The sequence below is a fragment of the Burkholderia sp. EMB26 genome (assembly GCF_024730645.1).
Classification (GTDB): domain Bacteria; phylum Pseudomonadota; class Gammaproteobacteria; order Burkholderiales; family Burkholderiaceae; genus Burkholderia; species Burkholderia cenocepacia.
The window spans coordinates 2281310-2300018 of sequence record NZ_CP078071.1 but is presented as its reverse complement, the minus strand read 5'-3'; the positions used below and the strand labels follow the sequence as shown (position 1 = coordinate 2300018).

Annotated in this window: 15 protein-coding genes; 4 read left to right on the top strand and 11 right to left on the bottom strand. The window is 69.2% G+C overall.

Going from position 1 to position 18709, the window contains the following annotated elements:
- Nucleotides 1–3: 3 nt before the first annotated feature.
- From arsB to KU887_RS27000, 9 genes are all read right to left on the bottom strand, one after another.
- On the bottom strand, nt 4–1077 hold the full coding sequence (gene arsB, locus KU887_RS27040) for an ACR3 family arsenite efflux transporter (RefSeq protein WP_258256127.1): 1074 nt from the start codon (nt 1075–1077) through the stop codon (nt 4–6).
- Between the two features lie 62 nt (nt 1078–1139).
- Entirely contained in the window at nt 1140–1634 is a 495-nt protein-coding gene (locus KU887_RS27035) for an arsenate reductase ArsC (RefSeq protein ID WP_058902587.1), read from the bottom strand.
- Between the two features lie 23 nt (nt 1635–1657).
- A complete protein-coding gene (locus KU887_RS27030) occupies nt 1658–2005 on the bottom strand; it encodes a helix-turn-helix transcriptional regulator (protein ID WP_077178152.1) in 348 nt (115 codons plus the stop codon).
- Between the two features lie 102 nt (nt 2006–2107).
- Nucleotides 2108–3109, bottom strand: a complete 1002-nt coding sequence (locus KU887_RS27025) for a serine protease (RefSeq protein WP_258256121.1) — start codon at nt 3107–3109, stop codon at nt 2108–2110.
- Nucleotides 3110–3342: 233 nt separating this feature from the next.
- Nucleotides 3343–3678 carry a hydroxyisourate hydrolase gene (uraH, locus tag KU887_RS27020; RefSeq protein WP_124633310.1) on the bottom strand — a complete coding sequence of 112 codons (336 nt, stop codon included), beginning with the start codon at nt 3676–3678 and terminating at the stop codon, nt 3343–3345.
- Between the two features lie 31 nt (nt 3679–3709).
- Nucleotides 3710–4180: a hydroxyisourate hydrolase gene (locus tag KU887_RS27015; protein ID WP_059721032.1), complete on the bottom strand. Its 471-nt coding sequence runs from the start codon at nt 4178–4180 to the stop codon at nt 3710–3712.
- A gap of 29 nt (nt 4181–4209) precedes the next feature.
- Complete coding sequence (locus KU887_RS27010) at nt 4210–4926, bottom strand: outer membrane protein (protein WP_258256118.1); 717 nt, start codon at nt 4924–4926, stop codon at nt 4210–4212.
- 107 nt (nt 4927–5033) lie between these two features.
- Nucleotides 5034–5678, bottom strand: a complete 645-nt coding sequence (locus KU887_RS27005; RefSeq protein WP_258256115.1) for a response regulator transcription factor — start codon at nt 5676–5678, stop codon at nt 5034–5036.
- Complete coding sequence (locus KU887_RS27000) at nt 5675–7123, bottom strand: sensor histidine kinase (protein WP_258256113.1); 1449 nt, start codon at nt 7121–7123, stop codon at nt 5675–5677. The genes KU887_RS27005 and KU887_RS27000 overlap by 4 nt, the downstream gene beginning before the upstream one ends.
- Nucleotides 7124–7535: 412 nt before the next feature.
- On the opposite strand from KU887_RS27000, the gene KU887_RS26995 reads away from it, so the two are divergent.
- From KU887_RS26995 to KU887_RS26980, 4 genes are all read left to right on the top strand, one after another.
- On the top strand, nt 7536–8330 hold the full coding sequence (locus KU887_RS26995) for a winged helix-turn-helix domain-containing protein (protein ID WP_023478174.1): 795 nt from the start codon (nt 7536–7538) through the stop codon (nt 8328–8330).
- A 96-nt stretch (nt 8331–8426) separates the two neighbouring features.
- Nucleotides 8427–11462 (top strand): ATP-binding protein, encoded by a 3036-nt coding sequence (locus KU887_RS26990; RefSeq protein WP_258256110.1) that lies wholly within the window; start codon nt 8427–8429, stop codon nt 11460–11462.
- A 200-nt stretch (nt 11463–11662) separates the two neighbouring features.
- Complete coding sequence (locus KU887_RS26985) at nt 11663–15856, top strand: ESPR-type extended signal peptide-containing protein (RefSeq protein WP_258256105.1); 4194 nt, start codon at nt 11663–11665, stop codon at nt 15854–15856.
- Nucleotides 15857–16089: 233 nt separating this feature from the next.
- Nucleotides 16090–16782, top strand: coding sequence for a response regulator (locus tag KU887_RS26980; protein ID WP_080331823.1), 693 nt, complete (start codon nt 16090–16092; stop codon nt 16780–16782).
- Nucleotides 16783–16923: 141 nt separating this feature from the next.
- Here KU887_RS26980 and KU887_RS26975 read toward each other — a convergent pair whose 3' ends face one another.
- Nucleotides 16924–17643 (bottom strand): response regulator transcription factor, encoded by a 720-nt coding sequence (locus KU887_RS26975; RefSeq protein ID WP_043888301.1) that lies wholly within the window; start codon nt 17641–17643, stop codon nt 16924–16926.
- 295 nt (nt 17644–17938) lie between these two features.
- A complete protein-coding gene (locus KU887_RS26970; RefSeq protein ID WP_258256099.1) occupies nt 17939–18652 on the bottom strand; it encodes an OmpA family protein in 714 nt (237 codons plus the stop codon).
- Between the last annotated feature and the right edge of the window lie 57 nt (nt 18653–18709).

Sequence of the window (18709 nt, the reverse complement as noted above, 5' to 3'; positions counted from 1 at the left end):
ATTTCAGGCGCGGCACTCGTACCAGCCCTTCGACCGGTTGACGATGCGCACGACCAGCAACATCACCGGCACCTCGATCAGCACGCCGACGACGGTGGCCAGTGCTGCGCCGGAATGAAAGCCGAACAGGCTGATCGCGGCCGCGACCGCCAGTTCGAAAAAATTGGATGCGCCGATCAGCGCCGACGGACACGCGATGTCGTGCCTTTCGCCGACCGCGCGATTGAACCAGTACGCAAGCGCCGAATTGAAGAACACCTGGATCAGGATCGGCACCGCGAGCAGCGCGATCACCAGCGGCTGCCTCAGGATCGCTTCGCCCTGGAACGCGAACAGCAGCACGAGCGTGGCCAGCAGCGCGGCGATCGACCACGGGCCGATCCTGGTCATCGCGGCATCGAACGCGGCCTGGCCGTTCGCGAGCAGCCGCTTGCGCAGAATCTGCGCGAGGATCACCGGAATGACGATGTAGAGCACCACCGACGTGACCAGCGTCGCCCACGGCACCGTGATGGCCGACATCCCCAGCAGCAGGCCGACCAGCGGTGCGAACGCGATCACCATGATGCTGTCGTTCAGCGCGACCTGCGACAGCGTGAACAGCGGATCGCCGCCCGTGAGCCGGCTCCACACGAATACCATCGCCGTGCACGGCGCGGCCGCCAGCAGGATCAGCCCGGCGACATAACTGTCGAGCTGCTCCGCCGGCAGCAGCGGTGCAAACAGGTGGCGGATGAAGAGCCAGCCGAGAAACGCCATCGAGAACGGCTTGACGAGCCAGTTCACGACGAGCGTGACGCCGATGCCTTTCACATGCCGGCGCACCTCGTGCAGCGCGCCGAAGTCCACCTTGACCAGCATCGGGATGATCATCACCCAGATCAGCAGCCCGACCGGCAGATTGACCTGCGCATACGCCATCCGGCCGATCGCCTGAAACAGGCCGGGCAGCGCCTGGCCGAGGGCAATGCCCGCGACGATGCATAACGCGACCCAGACGGACAGATAGCGTTCGAAGAAGTTGATGGCGGGTTTCGCGACCGCCGTACCGGGCGGCGTGATGTTGGACGTATTCATCGGACGAGCGTCGGTCTTGTAGTCGTGGGCGGCTGCGCGTCTCGGCGCATCGCAGCGTGCGATCAGTGTTGCGCAATCTCGATCAGCGCGGCCCGGAGTGCATCGTCGCTCATGCGGTCGAGCGGCAGCGCCAGCAACTGCAGCATCCGGTAACCGATCGCTTGCCGTGTCAGTTCGAAGGCGAGACGCTTGCCTTCGTCGCCGCCCGTCGCGTTCGACGGATCGGCGTAGCCCCAATGCACGTTGACCGGGCTGCCGGGCCAGTACGGGCACGTCTCCGACGCCGCGCTGTCGCACACCGTGATGACGACGCGCATTTCCGGCGCACCGTCGCCGACGAATTCGTCCCGGCTTTTGCTGCGATAGCCGCCGACGTCGACGCCGGCATGCGTCAGCGCTTCCAGCGCGAACGGATTCAGCCGGCCGCTCGGCGCGCTGCCGGCGCTATAGGCCCGCACATCCTTGCCGAGCTTCGCGGCCCAGTGATTGAGCATGCCCTCGGCCAGCACGCTGCGCGCCGAGTTGTGGGTACAGAGGATCAGGACGTTCGTGGTCATGAGCGAAGGCGCGCGAACGCGCGTCAGGATTGACGGGGACGATCGATCTTCCCGGAAGGCGAGCAGCCGGACACCGGCGAGCATGGATTGCCGCCGCAACAATTCTCCGTGAGATAGCCGAGCAGCCCGTTCATCGTGTCGAAGTTCGCGCAATAGAACACGAAGCGGCCGTCCTGGCGGCTCGTCACGAGCTGCGCGTGCGCGAGTTCTTTCAGATGAAAGGACAGCGACGACGGCGGCACGTCGAGCAGCGTGGCGATCTGGCCGGCCGGCATGCCTTGTGGCCCGGCCTGCACGAGCGCGCGAAAGACCGCGAGCCGGGATTCATGCGCGAGCGCCGCGAGGGCGGCAATGGTTTCATTCGTTTCCATATTTCGATAATAGTCGAAATATGGAAATCGGAAAAGCGACGCCGATACAGGGCGTCGCCGGGACGGTCTGTCCGTCGATATACGCCGCGCGACGCTCGCCGGTCAGTGCCCGATCAACCGCGTGTGGCTCGGCAGTTCGACCGACAGATCGGTGCCGCCCGCGGCGGACCGCGACGTATCGCGCGTCGCGGCAAGCCATTGCGTGAACTCGGTGGCCGTCATGCCGACGGCCTGGGCCGAACTCGATACCGGCGTGGCCGGCGGCGTATCGGCCGCGCGGGCCGCCTGCTGCGAATGCGGCGTCGCACCGCGTGCCACGGTCGCCGCGTGTTGCGCGGCAGGCGCGTTCGCGCCCACCTGACGCGCCGCCTTGCCGCGCGACGCCGCAATAGACTTCGCCGCCGGCCGCGCCGCTGGCGCCGCAACCGGCTTGCGCGCCGACGATGCACGATCGGCACGCGCCGGCGCGGCTTCCGCGACGACGGCGTTCGACGCGACAGCCATCGCCACCGCCACCGGCTCACGCTTCGACCCGCTCCCTGCGACGTGCAACGCACGCGCTTCCGCGGACGCGGTTTCCGCTACCACCGTCGCGGCAGCCTTCATCTGCGCATCCGTCGGCGCCGCGCGATCCGCCCGCACGATCGCGACTTCCGCCGGCCGGCCGGTCGCCCGCGCGACTTCCGTCGCCGCGACGGCCGCGGTCGGCGCGGCCGCGATCGCCGCCGAGTAAGCCGCGTCGTGCTCGGCCGCGTGCTGGCGCTCGTCGACCAGATGCGTCGCGAGGATGCACGTCGCGCCGAACAACGCGCACGCCATCAGCGTCAACCGCCAGCGGCGGCGCAGCGGATGCGGGCGCACCCACGCGCGGTTGTCGGAACCGAAGTCGGCTGCGCGAACGGCCTTGGCGGGCCGCGCGGCCTTGGCGACGGTGCCGCCGTCCGTCGCGGGGGCCGGCACGCGGGGCGGGCCGTAGATATCGAACACGTGTTGCCGCGCGCGTCGGCTCGCCACGAACGGCCGGCGTCGCCGGCCGTACGGCGGCGGCACATCCGAGAACGGATGCGCGAGCGGAATCGCGTAATGCCCGGTGATGTCCTGCATGCTCATGATGTCGACGACGCATTGCGCGACATCCGCCGCGGCAATCCGTGCTCCCGTAGTTGAACGAATGGCTCCGAGTATCGCCGTCGGCCCGGGTCCGGTAAATCGGACTGCGTCACCTTCGGTCCGATACGGCGGTCAGCCTGGTCCTACCGTCGCACCCGGGCGCCCGAACGGACGGCGCACGCCCCGCGCGTACCGCGCATCGCCGCCTCGCACCGTCCGTCGAACGCTCAACTGCCCCGATACACCGACACGTACCACGGCGAACACGCCACCGGCACGTGATGGTGTCGCGCCGGATCGGTCACGGTGAAACGCACGGGCACGATGTCGGTCAGCGCATCCGCCACCTTGAAATACGCGCCGAGATGCAGCCGCAGTTCGAACTCGCCGCGGCGCGCGAGCTCGCCGTCCAGCATCGGCGCGTCGTTGCGCCCTTCCGCGTTGCTGACCGCACGCGCGACGAGCGCCGGCGGCTGCTCGCCCAGGTCGAATAGCTCGATCCGCACGCCGGTGATCGGCCGGCCGGTGGCGACGTCCAGCAAATGCGTGCTGATGCCCGTCATGTCGTCCTCCCTTTGCGCAGGTGCGGCCGCATCACGTGCCGCGGTAATACGTGTAGTTCCAGCGGCCGAATTGCACCGCGACATGCAGCCGCTCGTCGTCGCGCGCGATCCGGAAGCGGACCGGCACGACCGTCAGGAACGGCGACTGCACGCCACGCGCACGGAAGTACTCGCCGACATGCAGCATCAGCGTGTACGTGTCCGCGCGATACGCGTCGCCGGCCAGCAACGGCGTGCCGGTGCCGCCGCGCGCATCGACGGTGGCATCGACCAGCGGCACGTCCTGCGCGCCGTCGACACGCGACAGCTCGACGCGCATCCCTTCGGCCGCGACGCCGTGCAGCAGGTCGACGATGCGCACCGTCAGGTCGGGCGATGCGCCGCGCCGCACACCGGGCGCGACGCGCGGCGCACGCGCGCCGTCAGCCCATGCGGGCACGGCGGCCAGCGCGGTCGTCGCCAGCACGAGCCTGCGTCGCCCCGTATCGATCACGTTCGTCATGCGATGCGTCTCCGCGGCCGCGTCTTCCATCAGAACCGGCCACGCAGACCGATGAACACTTCGTTCGACGACAGCTTCGACTTCAACTGTTCGTCGCGCGCGTTGATGCGGTTCGCGAACGTGTTGAAGCCGGTCTCGATGTTGCCCATGTCGACATAGCGATACCCGAGATCGATCGAGAAGCGCTTGTTGATCGCGTAGCTGACGCCCGCACCGGCCGAGTACGCGAGGTTCGTCTGCGTCTTCGACGCGAAGCGGCGCGTGTCGTTGGTCTGCCAGCCGTCGGCCGACACGATCGCGACGCCGATGCCCAGCGTGCCGTACACGGAGAAGCCGCGGCCGAGATCGAAGTCCTTGTAGCCGTTCAGCATCAGGCGTTGCGCCGACACGTGGAATTCGTTCGCGTTCGCGTCGAACGGCGCCCAGTAGCTGGTGAAGTTGTTGGTGCGCTTGAACACGTATTCGCCTTCCGCGCGCCAGCCGTTGCCGAACTGGTAGCCGAGGCCGAGCGAGCCGGTGACGTTCGAGCCCGTCTCCGGGCCGCCGACGCGGCTCGCGACGCGCGGGCTCGTCAGCTCCATGTTCACCGCGTTGTCGAACGCGCCGATGACGCGGCCCGTCGCGTAGTAGCCGGCGTCGCCCGCGTCGGCGGTCCTCTTCGTCTCCGGTGCGGCGACGGGTTCGGCGAAAGCCGCGCCCGAGAACAGCAGGGCGAGCGTGGACGGCAGGGCAAAGCGCTTGATCATGATGAATCGAATCCTTGACGATGAATGACTTGTCGGAGAAGCCGTCATCGTAGGAATCGCGCCGCGATCGTTGAACCCGTTCGGCTACGGGTTGCGCCTCCGTAGCGCTACGGAGGCGAGCCGCCCGCGAGCACCGCGTAATCGCGCACGAGCTCGACCAGCGACGCGGCCCGCAGCTTGTCGAACACGTTTGCGCGATAGGTCTCGACGGTGCGCGGCGACAGCCCGAGTTCGCGGGCGATCTCCTTGTTGCTGCCGCCGCGCACGATCCCTTCCAGCACCTCGCGTTCTCGCGCGCTCAGCGTCGCGAGGCGGGCCGCGCGAGTCTGGTCGACGTCGTCCTGGCCGCGCTGCGCGGCCTGCCGGCGCAGCGCCTGCTGCACCGTGTCGATCAGCTCGTCGTCGTCGACCGGCTTGCGCAGGAAATCGAGCGCGCCGCGCTTGAATGCGCGCCGGCACGCGTCGACGTTGCCGTGGCCCGTCAGCACGATCACCGGCAGGTCGCGCCGCGCGCGCAGTTCGTCGAGTGCATCGAGGCCGCTCATGCCCGGCATCCGGATGTCGAGCAGCACGCAGCCGAGCGCCGCGTCGTCGGCGTCGGCGAGGAAGGCCGATGCGTCCGGATAACAGCGAGTCCTCACGCCGACCGTGCGCAGCAGCAACGCGAGACCGTCACGTACGGCTTCGTCGTCGTCGACGATCGCGACGACGGGCGCGTCACGCGTGGCGGCGTGTCGAAGCGAATCGTTCATGCGACCTCCCCGGCCAACGGCAGCAGCAACGCGGCTTCGACGCCGCCCGACGGCAGATTGCGCACCGTCAGCGTGCCGTCCTGGCGCTGCGCGAGCGTGTCGCACAGCGGCAGCCCGAGGCCGAGGCCGCGCGCCCGCGTCGTGAAAAACGGTTCGAACAGGCGCGGCAGCGCGTCTTCCGGCACGCCGGGGCCGTTGTCGGTCACGCTGAAACGGTAATGCCGGCCGACGCGCGCGCCGCTGATGCGGATCTCGCCGCGCGATGCGACCGTGCCGACTCCCGCGCCGGCCAGCGCGTCGCGCGCGTTCTGGATCAGGTTGTGCAGGATCTGCTCGACCGCGATCGGCTCCGCGAACGGCCGCTCGCGCGCCGCCGCGTTGTGCCAGCCGAGCGCGATGTGCTCGCGCGCGCACTCGTCGCGGTACAGGAACAGCAGCGTATTCATGATCGCGTCGGGATCGAGCGCGCGACGCTCGCCGCCATGCGCGGTGGTCACCGCGTCGCGCATGCGTTCCAGGATCGCCGCCGCGCGCTTCGCCTGCGCGACGCTCGTCTGCAGCGCGCGGCGCACGCTGTCGCGCTCGGCCGGTTGGTCGAGCAGGCGTTCGGCCGCCCGCGTGTGGCTGACGATCGCGGTCAGCGGCTGGTTCAGCTCGTGCGCGAGGCCGGCCGCCATTTCGCCGAAGGTGTCGAGCCGGCCGAAGCGATCGAGGCGCGCCCGCGCATCCTCGCGCCGACGCGCCTCGCGCAGCCGCCACGCGCCGAGCGCGCCTGCCGCGAGCAGCGCCGCCACCGCGTTCCACAGCGCGATCGGCAGCCACGGCAGGTCGGCGGCCGTCAGCGTGCGCGTGGTGCGCAGCACGAACGCCTGCGGCTGCGCGGGCAGGTGTTTCTCGAGATGCACCGTCCATAACGGCGTCGCGCCACCATTCACGCCCCGCAGCAGCTCGACGCGCCGGTCGCGCAATTCGAGCGCCGCCGACGAAATCGCCGTCGACCAATCGCCTGGCTGCAGCATCTGCCGAGGATCGACGCGCACGGCCCAGCCGGTTCCGGCGACGAGCCAGTACGCGGCCGGACCGTCGAACGCGAGCGTGAACGGCTTGCCGGGCCGTTGCCGCGGCAGCGTGTCGGGGGCCGGCCCGCCATCGGTCTGCCAGCCGCTACCGGGTCGCCAGTATGCGAGCCCGTCGAGCTGCGGCATCCGTTCGCGCAGGTTGTCGAGCATGTGCGCGGGCGGCGCCGCGAGCGACGACGCGCCGAGCGTCGCGAGGATCGCCTCGTGCTGCGCGGCCTTCTGCGCAAGCAGGCGGATCGTGATGCTCGAGTCCTGGAAGAAGCGGCCGTACGCGTCGGACACGGCGCGCGAGACGACGAACGCGGTGCCGGCAAGGCTCAGCGCGAGCCACGCGGCCAGCGCGGCGATTCGGAAAGACGGTTTCATGTTCGATGGCAAGCGGGAAAGCGGGCCGGCGCACGGCACGAAACGATTGCCGCACCCGGCCCCGGGGACCGTCATTGTCGACAAATCGACACGGCCCGTGGTCCGAATCCGGTTATGCCGGATGTCAGCCCAGTCCCAAACCGCGGCGACATCGATTGCACCGCCTGCAGTTTCAGACTGGGCTGATTTTCTTCAGAGTCCGAACCGACCAGAATCGGCTTGCTTGTTCTCCGTTGCCTCCTGGAGTACAGGCTCCATAGTCGATACTTTTCCCGCCCTCCCGGCGGGACTTTTTTTGGACGGCGTCACGCCGCTAGCTGCCCGGAACCTGTCCGGCCATGATCCCGCCTCTTTTCGTCCGACCGCGTACGCACGCCGCACTCGCGCCGCACCGGCTTCGCCCGCCCGCATCGTGACCGACGCCCCATCCACCGCCATCGCGATCCTGACGATCGACCATCCGAGCCGCGGCACGTTCGACGACCGGCTGCGTCGCGCCGGATACGGCTACGACCGCCTGCGCATCGACGACATCCTGCGCCGCGCCGGCTACCGGCCGTCGCGCTTCGAGTATCTGCCCGACCTGCTCGCAGCCTGCGACACGCGCGCGTTCGATCTGTTCGTCGTGCAATGCGAAACGGCCTGCCGGCGCACGACGGACGCGATCCAGGCGCTGCGCGCGCGGTTCGCCGGCACCGTCGCGATCGTGTCGATCAGCCAGCGCGACGCGGAACTCGCACGCTCCGCGTGTTTCATCGCCGGGGCGAACGAGCATCACCCGTACGCCGTGCCGCCGGACACGCTGATCGCGAGCATCGCGACATGGCTGCGCTGGTCGCATCACCGTGCGACCCATCATCGCCACTGGCGGATCGGCGCGTTCGAATTCGATACGGCCACGCGCAGCGTAACCGTGGCCGGCCGCGAGCACGTGCTGACCGAGAAGCATTTCCAGATCGCGACCGCGTTCTTCCTGAACATGGGCCGCGCGCTCGACCGTGCGCATGTGAGCCAGCTGGTGTGGGGCTCGCTCGTCGCGGCGTCCAGCCGGCGGCTCGACACGCACGTCGCGTATCTGCGCGATCGGCTCGAACTCGACGGGCGGCACGGCGTGAAGATGATGACGATGTACGGCTTCGGCTATCGGCTCGTCACGTGCGAGCCGGGCGCGGAGCCCGACGACGACGAAGCGGCGCCGCGACGATAGCCGGCCTGGCCCGGCGGCACGCCGCGGCGCCGACCGGTTCGCCGGCACCCCGCAATCCTGACAGCCCCCATTGCGCGCTGATCGGACTCCATTATCATGGGGGCACCCTGGCCGACCGCCCCGCTCCCGATGGACCACCGCGCCGCACCCGATCCCGCCCGCTCCGCCGCCGCGCCCGCGTCCGCCGCGCCGACCCGCGTCGGCCGCCGCCAGCGCGCGCTGCTGTATGCCGGCGGCGCGGCCGTGACGGTCGCGATCCTGCTCGCGAGCGGCCTGATGCTGTATACGATGGCGCGCGAGGCGATCCAGGCGCGCTATACGACCTTCGCGGTACGCCAGTTCCTGGTCCAGATCGAATTCAAGATGCGCACGACGGGCATGGACACGCTCGTCACGCACGACGAGGCCGTGTGGAATTCGCGCGCGACCGATCCGGCGCGCGTCGCCGCGCTCGCGGCCGGCCGCGGCCGGCTGATCATCCAGGGCAGCCCGGCCTTCCCGCCGACGCTCGTGCTGGCCGACCTGTCGCCCGCGCACCCGGCCGACAGCTACGCGCACGATCTGGCGATGGCGAGCGACATGAGCTATCGCGTCGGCGCGTACGTCGCGAAGCACGACGCCGATCGCGCGATCGCCGGCTACGCGTATCGCCCCGACCGCAGCTTCGCGGTGGTGATTCCCGAACCGGTGCCGCCCGATCCGCTCACCGCGTCGCCCGCCACCGATGCGGCCACGCTCGTCGCCAAGGTCGCCGCTGGCGTCGGCACGCCGCCGCCCGGGCAATACGAATGGCATCCGCCCGTCTACGACCCCGTGCAGCGGCGCGACGTGTTCCGGATCGCCGGCGCCGTCTACGACGCGCAAGCGCCGCGCGCCGTGTTCCTGTCGACGCTGCCGGTCGACGTGCTGCGCACGCGGCTGTCGACGGGCGACACGACCGACGCCGCGATCGTCGTCGACGCGCACGGCCGCACGCTGCTGCGCGCCGGCACCGCGGCCGACGACGATGCCACGCGCGCGGCCGTCGAGCGGCTCGGCGCGCATACGCGCGAAGCCGTCCGGCGCGGCGGGCCGCGCACCGCGTTCGGCGACGGGCTGTTCTCGCTGAGCCAGCCGATCGCCGAAACCGACTGGACGCTCGTGCAAGCGTTCACGCTGCGCTCGCTGCTCGCGACGATCGGCCTGCGCGCCGGCTGGTACGTCGCGGTCATGCTGGCCGTGATCGCGCTCGTCTGGTGGCTGCTCGTGCGCTTCGATCGCCGCGTGCTGAAACCCGACGACGCGCGCACGCGGCGCGTGATCGACAGCGAGAACCTGAACCGGACGATCGTCGAAGCCGCGCCGTCCGGCATCGCGCTGCTGTCGCTGGCCGACGGCACGGTGCTGCTGCAGAACGACACGATGCGCGACTACGATGCGCGCCGCGCGGGCGAACCGTCGTTGCCGGCGCGGCTGCTCGAACGCTTCGACCGCTCGCCCACCGCCGCCGCGTGGCAACCCGATCTGCACGTGACGCTGCCCACCGCTGCCGGCGAGGCGGTCGACCTGCTCGTCAACCTCGTGCGCACGCGCTTTCGCGACAGGGACGTCGTGCTGTGCAACTTCTCCGACATCACGTCGCAGAAGAACATCGAGCGCCGGCTCGACGAAGCGGCGCGCGCCGCCGACGCCGCGAACGACGCGAAGTCCGCGTTCCTCGCGACGATGAGCCACGAGATCCGCACGCCGCTCAATGCGATCCTCGGCAACCTCGAACTGATCGGCCGCGAACCGCTCGCCGAGTCGCAGCGCGAGCGGCTGCATACGGTCGAGGGCGCGTCGTCGGTGCTGCTCGACCTGATCAACGACATTCTCGACCTGTCGAAGATCGAGGCCGGCCAGATGACGATCGAGGCGATCCCGTTCGATCTCGCGGAGACGATCCGGCAAACCGGCGCGATGTTCGAGCCGCTCGCGGCCGCAAAAGGGCTGCAGTTCGACGTGTTCGTCGACGACGCGCTCGCGTCGCGCTACGTCGGCGATTCGACGCGCATCCGGCAGATCGCCGCGAACCTCGTCGGCAACGCGATCAAGTTCACGAACCACGGGGAAATCACGCTCGAGGTCTACCTGCGCGACGATACGGATCCCGAATCGCCGGTCGCGATCGGCGTCAGCGACACGGGCATCGGCATGACCGACGCGCAGCGCGCGGCGCTGTTCCGCCCGTTCACGCAGGCCGACACGTCGATCACGCGCCGCTACGGCGGCACGGGCCTCGGGCTCGCGCTGACGAAGCAGCTCACGCAGATGATGCACGGCACGGTCGACGTGAAGAGCGAACCCGGCAAGGGCAGCACGTTCGTCGTCACGCTGCCGCTGCGCGCGGCCACCGATGCGCAGATCGCCGAGCACGATGCCGCGCAGGCCGGCGATGCGGCGCTGCCGAGCGTCGCCGCGCGCGTGCTGGTGGTCGACGATCACCCCGTGAACCGCACGCTGCTGCAAGGGCAACTCGTCACGCTCGGCTACGCGGCCGATGCCGCCGACGAAGGCGCGGCGGCGCTGCGGCGCTGCGCGGATACGCGCTACGACCTCGTGATGACGGATCTGAACATGCCGGGAATGGACGGCTATACGCTCGCGCACGTGCTGCGTGCGCAATATCCGGGGCTGCCGATCGTCGCCGTCACCGCGCATGCGAGCGCGGCCGAGCATGCGCGCTGTGCGGAAGCGGGGATCGTCGCGGTGCTGGTCAAACCGGTGCTGCTCGATACGATCGACCGCACCGTGCGGCGTTACGCGCAGACGGCCGCCGCGCAGGCGCCGGCCGCGCGCACGCTGGTCGATCTCGCGCAAGGTCCGCTGCCGCCGGACGTGCATGCGCTGCTCGAAGCGAGTCGCGCGCAATCGGTCGCGGCGATGCACGACGCGGTAGCGCGCAACGATATCGCCGCGCTGCGTCACGAACTGCATTCGCTGCGCGGCGCGTTCGCGACGATTCACGAACATGCGGTGGCCGACGCGATCGGCGAACTGCAAGCCATCGTGCACGGCGGCGACCTGACGTCGTTCGATGCGCGGCTCGCCGAAGCGGACGCGCTCGCGCGCGAAGCGCTGCAACGGCGCGCGACGCAGGCGCCGGCTGCCTGAATCCCGCACGGCCGGCCCTCGCGCGCCGGCCTCCTCCCTCCATCGCCTTTCGTTCCGCGGCGCAGGCCCGCGGCGCGTCGGCGCGCGCGTAGGACTGGGCCTACACGGTCGCTATCTCGAATCAGCCAGGGACGACTGATTAGGACGAGGCCGATCCCTACCATCGGTTTGTGAACTGACAAACTGAAAGGAGTAGGGACATGAACAAGACCTATCGCAGCGTCTGGAACGCCGTGACCAACACGTGGACGGCCGCGGCCGAAACGGCGAAGTCGCATTCGAAGGGCTCGGCGCGCGCGGCGCGGCAAGCGGTGATCGCGATCGCGCTGGGCGGTGCGGCGATCGGTGGCGCGGCTGCGGCGGAAACGTGCACGACGGAAGACGGGTCGAGCGGAACGGTCGATGCGGCGGGGGTGTGCAAGGCGGCCGGTTCGGTCCCGATCGGGACGATGAGTGCGGTCGGGACGATGGCGACGCTTGACGATGCATATATCAAAGTGAATGGCACCGTCGCCTCAACCGCGACCGCCGCCGGCGCAATTGCAATCGGCCACAACGCCTCGGCAGACGCAACCGGCGCAGCATATCAAGCAGTGGCAATCGGCGCCAACGCAAGCGCCGCCGGCAATGCGCTTGCCGTCGGGGCGACTTCGCATGCAGTCAGTCGCGGCGTGGCAGTCGGTGGTGCGGCAAACGCAAATGCCAATCGAGCCACGGCAATCGGCTACATCACGACGGCATCTGGCGACAGCGCAATTGCCGTCGGTTCGCTCGCCAATGCACTGGGGGCCAATTCAATCGCCCTCGGCACGAGCGCACAAGCGACCGCCGATAGTGCAACGGCCCTCGGCTACGGCACGTCTGCCGGCGGCACTGGCTCGACGGCGATCGGCCAGGCGGCATCGATCGTCACCGGGGCGACAAATGCCGTCGCGCTCGGGATGAATGCGCGTGTGGCGAATTCGAACTCGGCCGCCATCGGGTCCAACGCGTCCGCAGCGGGCAATTATTCGAGTGCGCTGGGCACCTCGGCCACCTCGACCGGCACTGCCAGCATGGCGCTCGGCGGCAATTCGACGGCAACCGGAAACTACAGCGTTGCACTCGGCAGCGCCACCGGCGCCGGTCGGGCTGCGGTGGCGACGGGGACAGGCTCGGTCGCGATCGGCACCACGGCCAGCGCAGGCGCCAACAACGCGGTGGCATTGGGCTTCGGCACGGTTGCGGACCGAGACAACACCGTATCCGTAGGTGCCGGTGTTCCCAATATCGACGGCAACAAATTCACGCGCCAGATCGTCAACGTCGCCGCGGGCACGGAAGACAACGATGCCGTGAACGTCGGCCAGATGAAGAAGGAATTGTCGACGAAGGTCGACGATACGTACGTCAAGATCGACACGAGCAACAGCACGGTCGCCGCGCAAGCCGGCACGGCCGCGCTTGCGATCGGCACGAACACCAGCGCCTCGGGATCTTACGCAACGGCCGTCGGCAACAGCGCACTCGCCAGCGGCAACAACAGCACGGCCCTCGGCTTCCAGGCCAGCAGCGCAGGCGGCGCCGCCGTCGCGGTCGGCAATGGTGCGAACGCTAGCGGCTCGCATGGCGTTGCACTGGGTGTCAACGCAAAGGCGTCCCATACCGATTCGGTGGCGCTCGGCGCCGGTGCGACCACGGATCGCGACAACAGCGTATCGGTCGGCTCGTCGGCGCTGCGTCGGCAGATCACCAACGTGGCTGACGGTACGCAGCCCACGGACGCCGTGAACCTCGGCCAGATGAATGCCGAGTTCACGAAGACGAACAGCGCGATCGCCGCGACCAACGTCACGGTCTCGAGCCTGAGCACCGGCTTGTCGTCGACCAACAGCATCGTCTCGGGCCTGAGTACCGGCCTGTCGTCGACGATCAGCACCGTCGCCGGCCATACCAAGCAGATCGGGGACATCGACGACAAGCTGAGCAAGCTCGAAAGCGGGACCACCGGCCTCGTGCAGCAGGCCAATCCGGGCGATGACATCACCGTCGGCGCGAATACCGACGGCAACGCCGTGGACTTCAGCGCGACCGGCGGCACCGCACGCACGCTCAAGGGCGTCGCGGCTGGCGACGTGTCGGCCACCAGCACCGAAGCCGTCAACGGTTCGCAACTGCATGGCGTGTCCGACAGCGTCGCCGCGGCGATCGGCGGCGGCGCGACGGTGAACCCGGACGGTTCGATCTCCGCGCCTGTCTTCACCGTCGGCGACGGCAGCGGCGGCACGAAGGTCGTCAACTCGGTCGGCGACGTCGTCACCAACCTCGACGGCCGTGTCACGACCAACGAAGGCGACATCAAGAAGCTGGCCGACGACATCGGCAGCGGCACGCTCGGTCTCGTCCAGCAGGCGAAGCCCGGCGACGACATCACGGTCGGCGCGAACACCGACGGCAACGCCGTGGACTTCAGCAGCAAGACCGGTGCGCGCACGCTCAAGGGCGTCGCGGCAGGCGACGTGTCGGCGACGAGCACCGAAGCCGTCAACGGCTCGCAACTGCATGGCGTGTCCGACAGCGTCGCTTCGGCGATCGGCGGCGGCGCGACGGTAAACCCGGACGGCTCGATCTCCGCCCCGTCCTTCACCGTCGGTGACGGCAGCGGCGGCACGAAGATCGTCAACTCGGTCGGCGACGTCGTCACCAACCTCGACGGCCGTGTCACGACCAACGAGGGCGACATCAAGAAGCTGGCGAACGACATCGGCAGCGGCACGCTCGGTCTCGTCCAGCAGGCGAAGCCCGGCGACGACATCACCGTCGGCGCGAACACCGACGGCAACGCCGTGGACTTCAGCAGCAAGACCGGCGCACGCACGCTCAAGGGTGTCGCGGCGGGCGATGTGTCGGCGACGAGCACCGAAGCCGTCAACGGTTCGCAGCTGCATGGCGTATCGGAAAGCGTCGCTTCGGCGATCGGCGGCGGCGCGGCGGTGAACCCGGACGGCTCGATCTCCGCACCGTCCTTCACCGTCGGCGACGGCAGCGGCGGCACGAAGATCGTCAACTCGGTCGGCGACGTCGTCACCAACCTCGACGGCCGTGTCACGACCAACGAGGGCGGCCTCAAGAAGCTCTCCGAGCAGCTTGAAAGCGGCACGCTCGGCCTCGTCCAGCAGGACGCGACGACGGGCGGCATCACGGTCGGCGCGAACACCGGCGGCTCGGTGGTGAACTTCGCGGGCACCGGCGGCGCGCGCGTGCTGTCCGGCGTCGCGAACGGCGTGGACGACGACGACGTCGTGACGGTGTCGCAGCTCCGCGCTACCGGCCTGATCGACTACACGGGCAAGGAAGTCGGTGCGGTCACGTACGACTCGGGCCTGAACTTCGACACGGTGACGTTCGCCGGCACGTTCGGCACGAAGCTGCAGCGCGTCGCCGCGGGCGAAATCAGCGCGACGAGCATGGACGCGATCAACGGCAGCCAGCTGTTCGACCTGCAGGAGCAGTTCGCGAAGCAGTACGGCGAGCTGAGCGGCCAGTTCGGCGACCTGTCGAACCGCTTCGACGATCTGTCCGACCGTCTCGGCGAACTCGAAACGAACCCCGGCACGGGCGGCCCGGGCACGGGCGACGGCTCAACCGTCGTCGGCGAGGGCGCGGTGGCTTCGGGCGAGAACAGCTCGGCGCTCGGCGAGAAGGCGCTCGCGTCGGGCGAGAACAGTTCCGCCGTGGGCCAGGGTGCGGTCGCATCGGGCAGCAACGGGTCGGCCATCGGCCAGGGCTCGACGGCATCGGGCAGCAACAGCTCGGCCGTCGGCCAGGGTGCGGTCGCGTCGGGCAACAACGGTTCGGCCGTCGGCCAGGGCGCGGTCGCGTCGGGCGAAAACGGCACGGCGCTCGGCCAGGGCGCGGTTGCATCGGGCAAGGACAGCACGGCGCTGGGCCAGGGCGCATCGGCCACCGGCAGCGGCTCGGTCGCGATCGGCCAGGGCTCGGTGGCGTCGGAAGCCAACACCGTTTCGTTCGGCAACGGCACGGAGGAAGGCAACCGCCGGCTCGTCAACATCGCGGACGGCATCAACGCGTCCGACGCGGCGACGAAGGGCCAGCTCGACCGCGCGATGGAATCGGTCGACGCACGTTTCAACGACACGAACCGCGCGATCAACGACGTCGCGAAGAACGCGTACGCCGGTATCGCGGCCGCGATGGCGATGCCGAACATGACGCCGTCGCAGCCGGGCAAGACCGTCGTCGCGGTCGGCGCCGCGAACTTCAAGAGCGGCTCGGCGATCGCCGCCGGCGCCACCTACCGGTCGCGCAGCGGCAACTGGCTCGTGAACGGCGCGACGTCGATCACGTCGGTCGGCGACGTGGGCGTGCGTGCCCAGGTCGGCTATGAGTTCTGACCCGATCGCTCCGCCTCGCGCGGAGCATCGACCCGACGCGGGGGAGTCCTCCCCCGCCGTTCGGCCGACGGCCGGTGCCGATTCCGTCTGGAGTCGCCACCGGCCGTCGGCGCGTCCGCCTCACGCGCGGCTTTTCATCGCGCGCCCCGCGGCGGCCCGCATGCGCCGATTTCCTTCTTTCAACCGAGCGAGACACGCGCGCCGCCGGCTGCGGCGCGACACGTGAGACCAACATGAACAGAACCTTCCCCATTCGCATCGTGATCGCCGACGACCATCCGGCCGTCGTCATCGGCGCCCGCTACGAACTGTCGGCCACGAACACCGTCGCGGTGGTCGCGACCGCGCACAACTCGACGGAGCTGATGGACGCGCTGTCGAACCATCCGTGCGACGTGCTGGTGTCCGACTACGCAATGCCCGGCACCGAATACGGCGACGGCCTCGCGATGTTCACGACCCTGCTCAAGCGCTTTCCGGGGCTGAAGATCGTCGTGATGACGATGATGGAGAACGCGGTGGCGCTGCGCGCGCTGATCGACATCGGCATCGCGTGCATCGTCAGCAAGTCGGACATGCCCAATCACCTGACGATGGCGATCCACGCGGCCTATACGAACGGACGCTACCTGTCGCCGTCGATGGACCGGATCCTGCGCAACACCGGCAGCGTCGGCGGCAAGGCGCCCGCGCTGTCGGTGCGCGAGGTGGAGGTGATTCGCCTGTTCGCATCGGGGCTGTCGGTCAACGAGATCGCGGAGAAGCTCAATCGCAGCAAGAAGACGATCAGCACGCAGAAAAGCTCGGCGATGCAGAAGCTCGGCATCGAGCGCGACGTCGACCTGGTGCGCTATGCGATCGCATGCGGGCTCGTGACCGACTACGGCTATGCGCCGCCGGTGCGCGGCGACGAAGCCAGCGCGTAACGCCGCTGCCGCGACCTGAAACGGAAAGCCCCGGCAACCTGACGGTGCCGGGGCATCGGTGCGTTGGTGCGTCGGTGCGAACAGGCGTGCTCACCTTCCGTCATGGCCGCCATCCCGCGCGGCCGGCCTCGTCGCGCGCCGTCAGGCCGGATCGACGCCGCCTTCCTCTTTCGCGTCGCCGCCCCGCCCTTCGCTGGCCGATGCGGCGACGATCCCGTGCTCGATCGCGTAGCGCAGCAGGTCGATGTCCTTGTCGATCCCGAGCTTTTCCATCGCGCGCGCCTTCTGCGTGCTGATCGTCTTCTTGCTGCGGCTGAGTTTGTCGGCGATCTCGTTGACCGTGAGGCCCGACGCATAGAGCCGCACGACTTCGAGTTCGCGGTCGCTGAGGTCGCGCTTCTGGTCGGCCGCACGGGCGCTCGAATGCGACGTGAGCGTGCGCACGACCTTCTCGACCGACGGCGAGTAATAGGTGCCGCCCGTCGCGGCCGCATGAATCGCGGGAATCAGGTGATCGATCGTGTCGGACTTGCTGACGATGCACTCGATGCCGAGCCGGGTCAGCGCGCCAATCACGGCCGGGTTGTCGAGCATGGTCAGCACGACCAGCTTGACGGCCGGGTGATTACGCTGGAGATAGGAGAACAGCGTGATGCCGTCGCCGTGCGCGCTGCCCGGCATCGCATAGTCGGACACCACGACGTCGCACACGCCGGCCTCGACGAGCCGGATCAACTCGGTCGAATTGACGGCCTTGCCGGTCAACTGGATCGTCGGCACCGACGACAGGCCGTGCTCGACGCCGACCAGCATCGCCGGGTGGTCGTCGGCCAGTACCACGCGTATCAGATAGCTTCCCATAGTCGTCCAGATTTGCGCGGCAATCGTCGCGGCCGGTTCGCCGCCCGGCGGGCGGCGACGGCGCGCATCGCGGCGTCGTGGATCGTAATTGGGCGCTATCTTCGCACGAAAACGGGCGCATCAGCCATCGCCCGGCCGGCGGCGGCGGGCGCGCCGCGCACCGCCATGAAAAAAACCGCCGGCTCGTGACGAGCGGGCGGTTCCAGGTACAGGGCGGGCGGGTGGGAGCGTCCTTCCGTCGGCTCAGCGCCGACCGGGTCCCCGCGCGTACCGGTGGCGCGTCATCCGTTGCGCGTTACTTCGCATCGATCCGGATCTCGACGCGACGGTTCTGCGCGCGGCCTTCCGCGGTCGCGTTGGACGCGACCGGATCGGCGGCGCCGAGGCCTTCGGAGACGAACGACTGCGCCTTCAGGCCGTTGCCGCGCAGGTAGTTCATCACGTTGCGGGCCCGCGAAGCCGACAGCGCGAGATTGTGCGTGTCGCTGCCCGTCGAATCGGTGAAGCCGGTGATCGCCACGCGGCGGAATTCGACGCCGCTGTTGATCTGCACGAAGCGGTCGAGCTGGCTGCGCGCGTCCGGCGTCAACGCCGCGCTGTCGAACGCGAAGTTCGCGTCGCCCTGCAGCAGCACCTGGCGCTGCTGGACCGGCTGCGGCGCCGGCTGCGGCTGCGGCGCCGCCGGCGCGGCCTGCACGACCGGCTGCGGCTTGCCGCACATGAACGTGATCTCGCGCGGGTCCTTCTTCGGCGCGCGGCTGTACACGCGGTCGATCATCTCGAGCGGCGTGAAGCCCTTGCCCTGGCAGAATTCCTCCGCCGCGCGGGCGCAGGCGTTCGCGCTGCCGAGCAGCCCGTCGCAGCTCACGCGGAATACGGTGTCCGGCTTGCCGGGAATCGACACCGCACGGATGTCGTAGGTGACGCCCGATTGCGTCGTACACGCACCGAGCGCCATCGCGATCGCGCCGATCGATGCGGCGCGCAACAACAAGGTTTTCATGGTCATGGTGAAACGTCCGCCGTGAAGGCGGACGCCTGAAAAAGTTGAATGGAGTCAGTCGGA

What these genes read in the sequence shown, in the direction of transcription:
- KU887_RS26985 (WP_258256105.1), top strand. Translation starts at nt 11,663, where the DNA reads ATGAACAAGACCTATCGCAGCGTCTGGAACGCCGTGACCAACACGTGG.
- KU887_RS27035 (WP_058902587.1), bottom strand. Translation starts at nt 1,634, where the DNA reads ATGACCACGAACGTCCTGATCCTCTGTACCCACAACTCGGCGCGCAGC.
- uraH (WP_124633310.1), bottom strand. Translation starts at nt 3,678, where the DNA reads ATGACGGGCATCAGCACGCATTTGCTGGACGTCGCCACCGGCCGGCCG.
- KU887_RS27025 (WP_258256121.1), bottom strand. Translation starts at nt 3,109, where the DNA reads ATGCAGGACATCACCGGGCATTACGCGATTCCGCTCGCGCATCCGTTC.
- KU887_RS26975 (WP_043888301.1), bottom strand. Translation starts at nt 17,643, where the DNA reads ATGGGAAGCTATCTGATACGCGTGGTACTGGCCGACGACCACCCGGCG.
- KU887_RS26990 (WP_258256110.1), top strand. Translation starts at nt 8,427, where the DNA reads ATGGGGGCACCCTGGCCGACCGCCCCGCTCCCGATGGACCACCGCGCC.
- KU887_RS26980 (WP_080331823.1), top strand. Translation starts at nt 16,090, where the DNA reads ATGAACAGAACCTTCCCCATTCGCATCGTGATCGCCGACGACCATCCG.
- arsB (WP_258256127.1), bottom strand. Translation starts at nt 1,077, where the DNA reads ATGAATACGTCCAACATCACGCCGCCCGGTACGGCGGTCGCGAAACCC.
- KU887_RS27000 (WP_258256113.1), bottom strand. Translation starts at nt 7,123, where the DNA reads ATGAAACCGTCTTTCCGAATCGCCGCGCTGGCCGCGTGGCTCGCGCTG.
- KU887_RS27010 (WP_258256118.1), bottom strand. Translation starts at nt 4,926, where the DNA reads ATGATCAAGCGCTTTGCCCTGCCGTCCACGCTCGCCCTGCTGTTCTCG.
- KU887_RS26970 (WP_258256099.1), bottom strand. Translation starts at nt 18,652, where the DNA reads ATGACCATGAAAACCTTGTTGTTGCGCGCCGCATCGATCGGCGCGATC.
- KU887_RS27015 (WP_059721032.1), bottom strand. Translation starts at nt 4,180, where the DNA reads ATGACGAACGTGATCGATACGGGGCGACGCAGGCTCGTGCTGGCGACG.
- KU887_RS27005 (WP_258256115.1), bottom strand. Translation starts at nt 5,678, where the DNA reads ATGAACGATTCGCTTCGACACGCCGCCACGCGTGACGCGCCCGTCGTC.
- KU887_RS27030 (WP_077178152.1), bottom strand. Translation starts at nt 2,005, where the DNA reads ATGGAAACGAATGAAACCATTGCCGCCCTCGCGGCGCTCGCGCATGAA.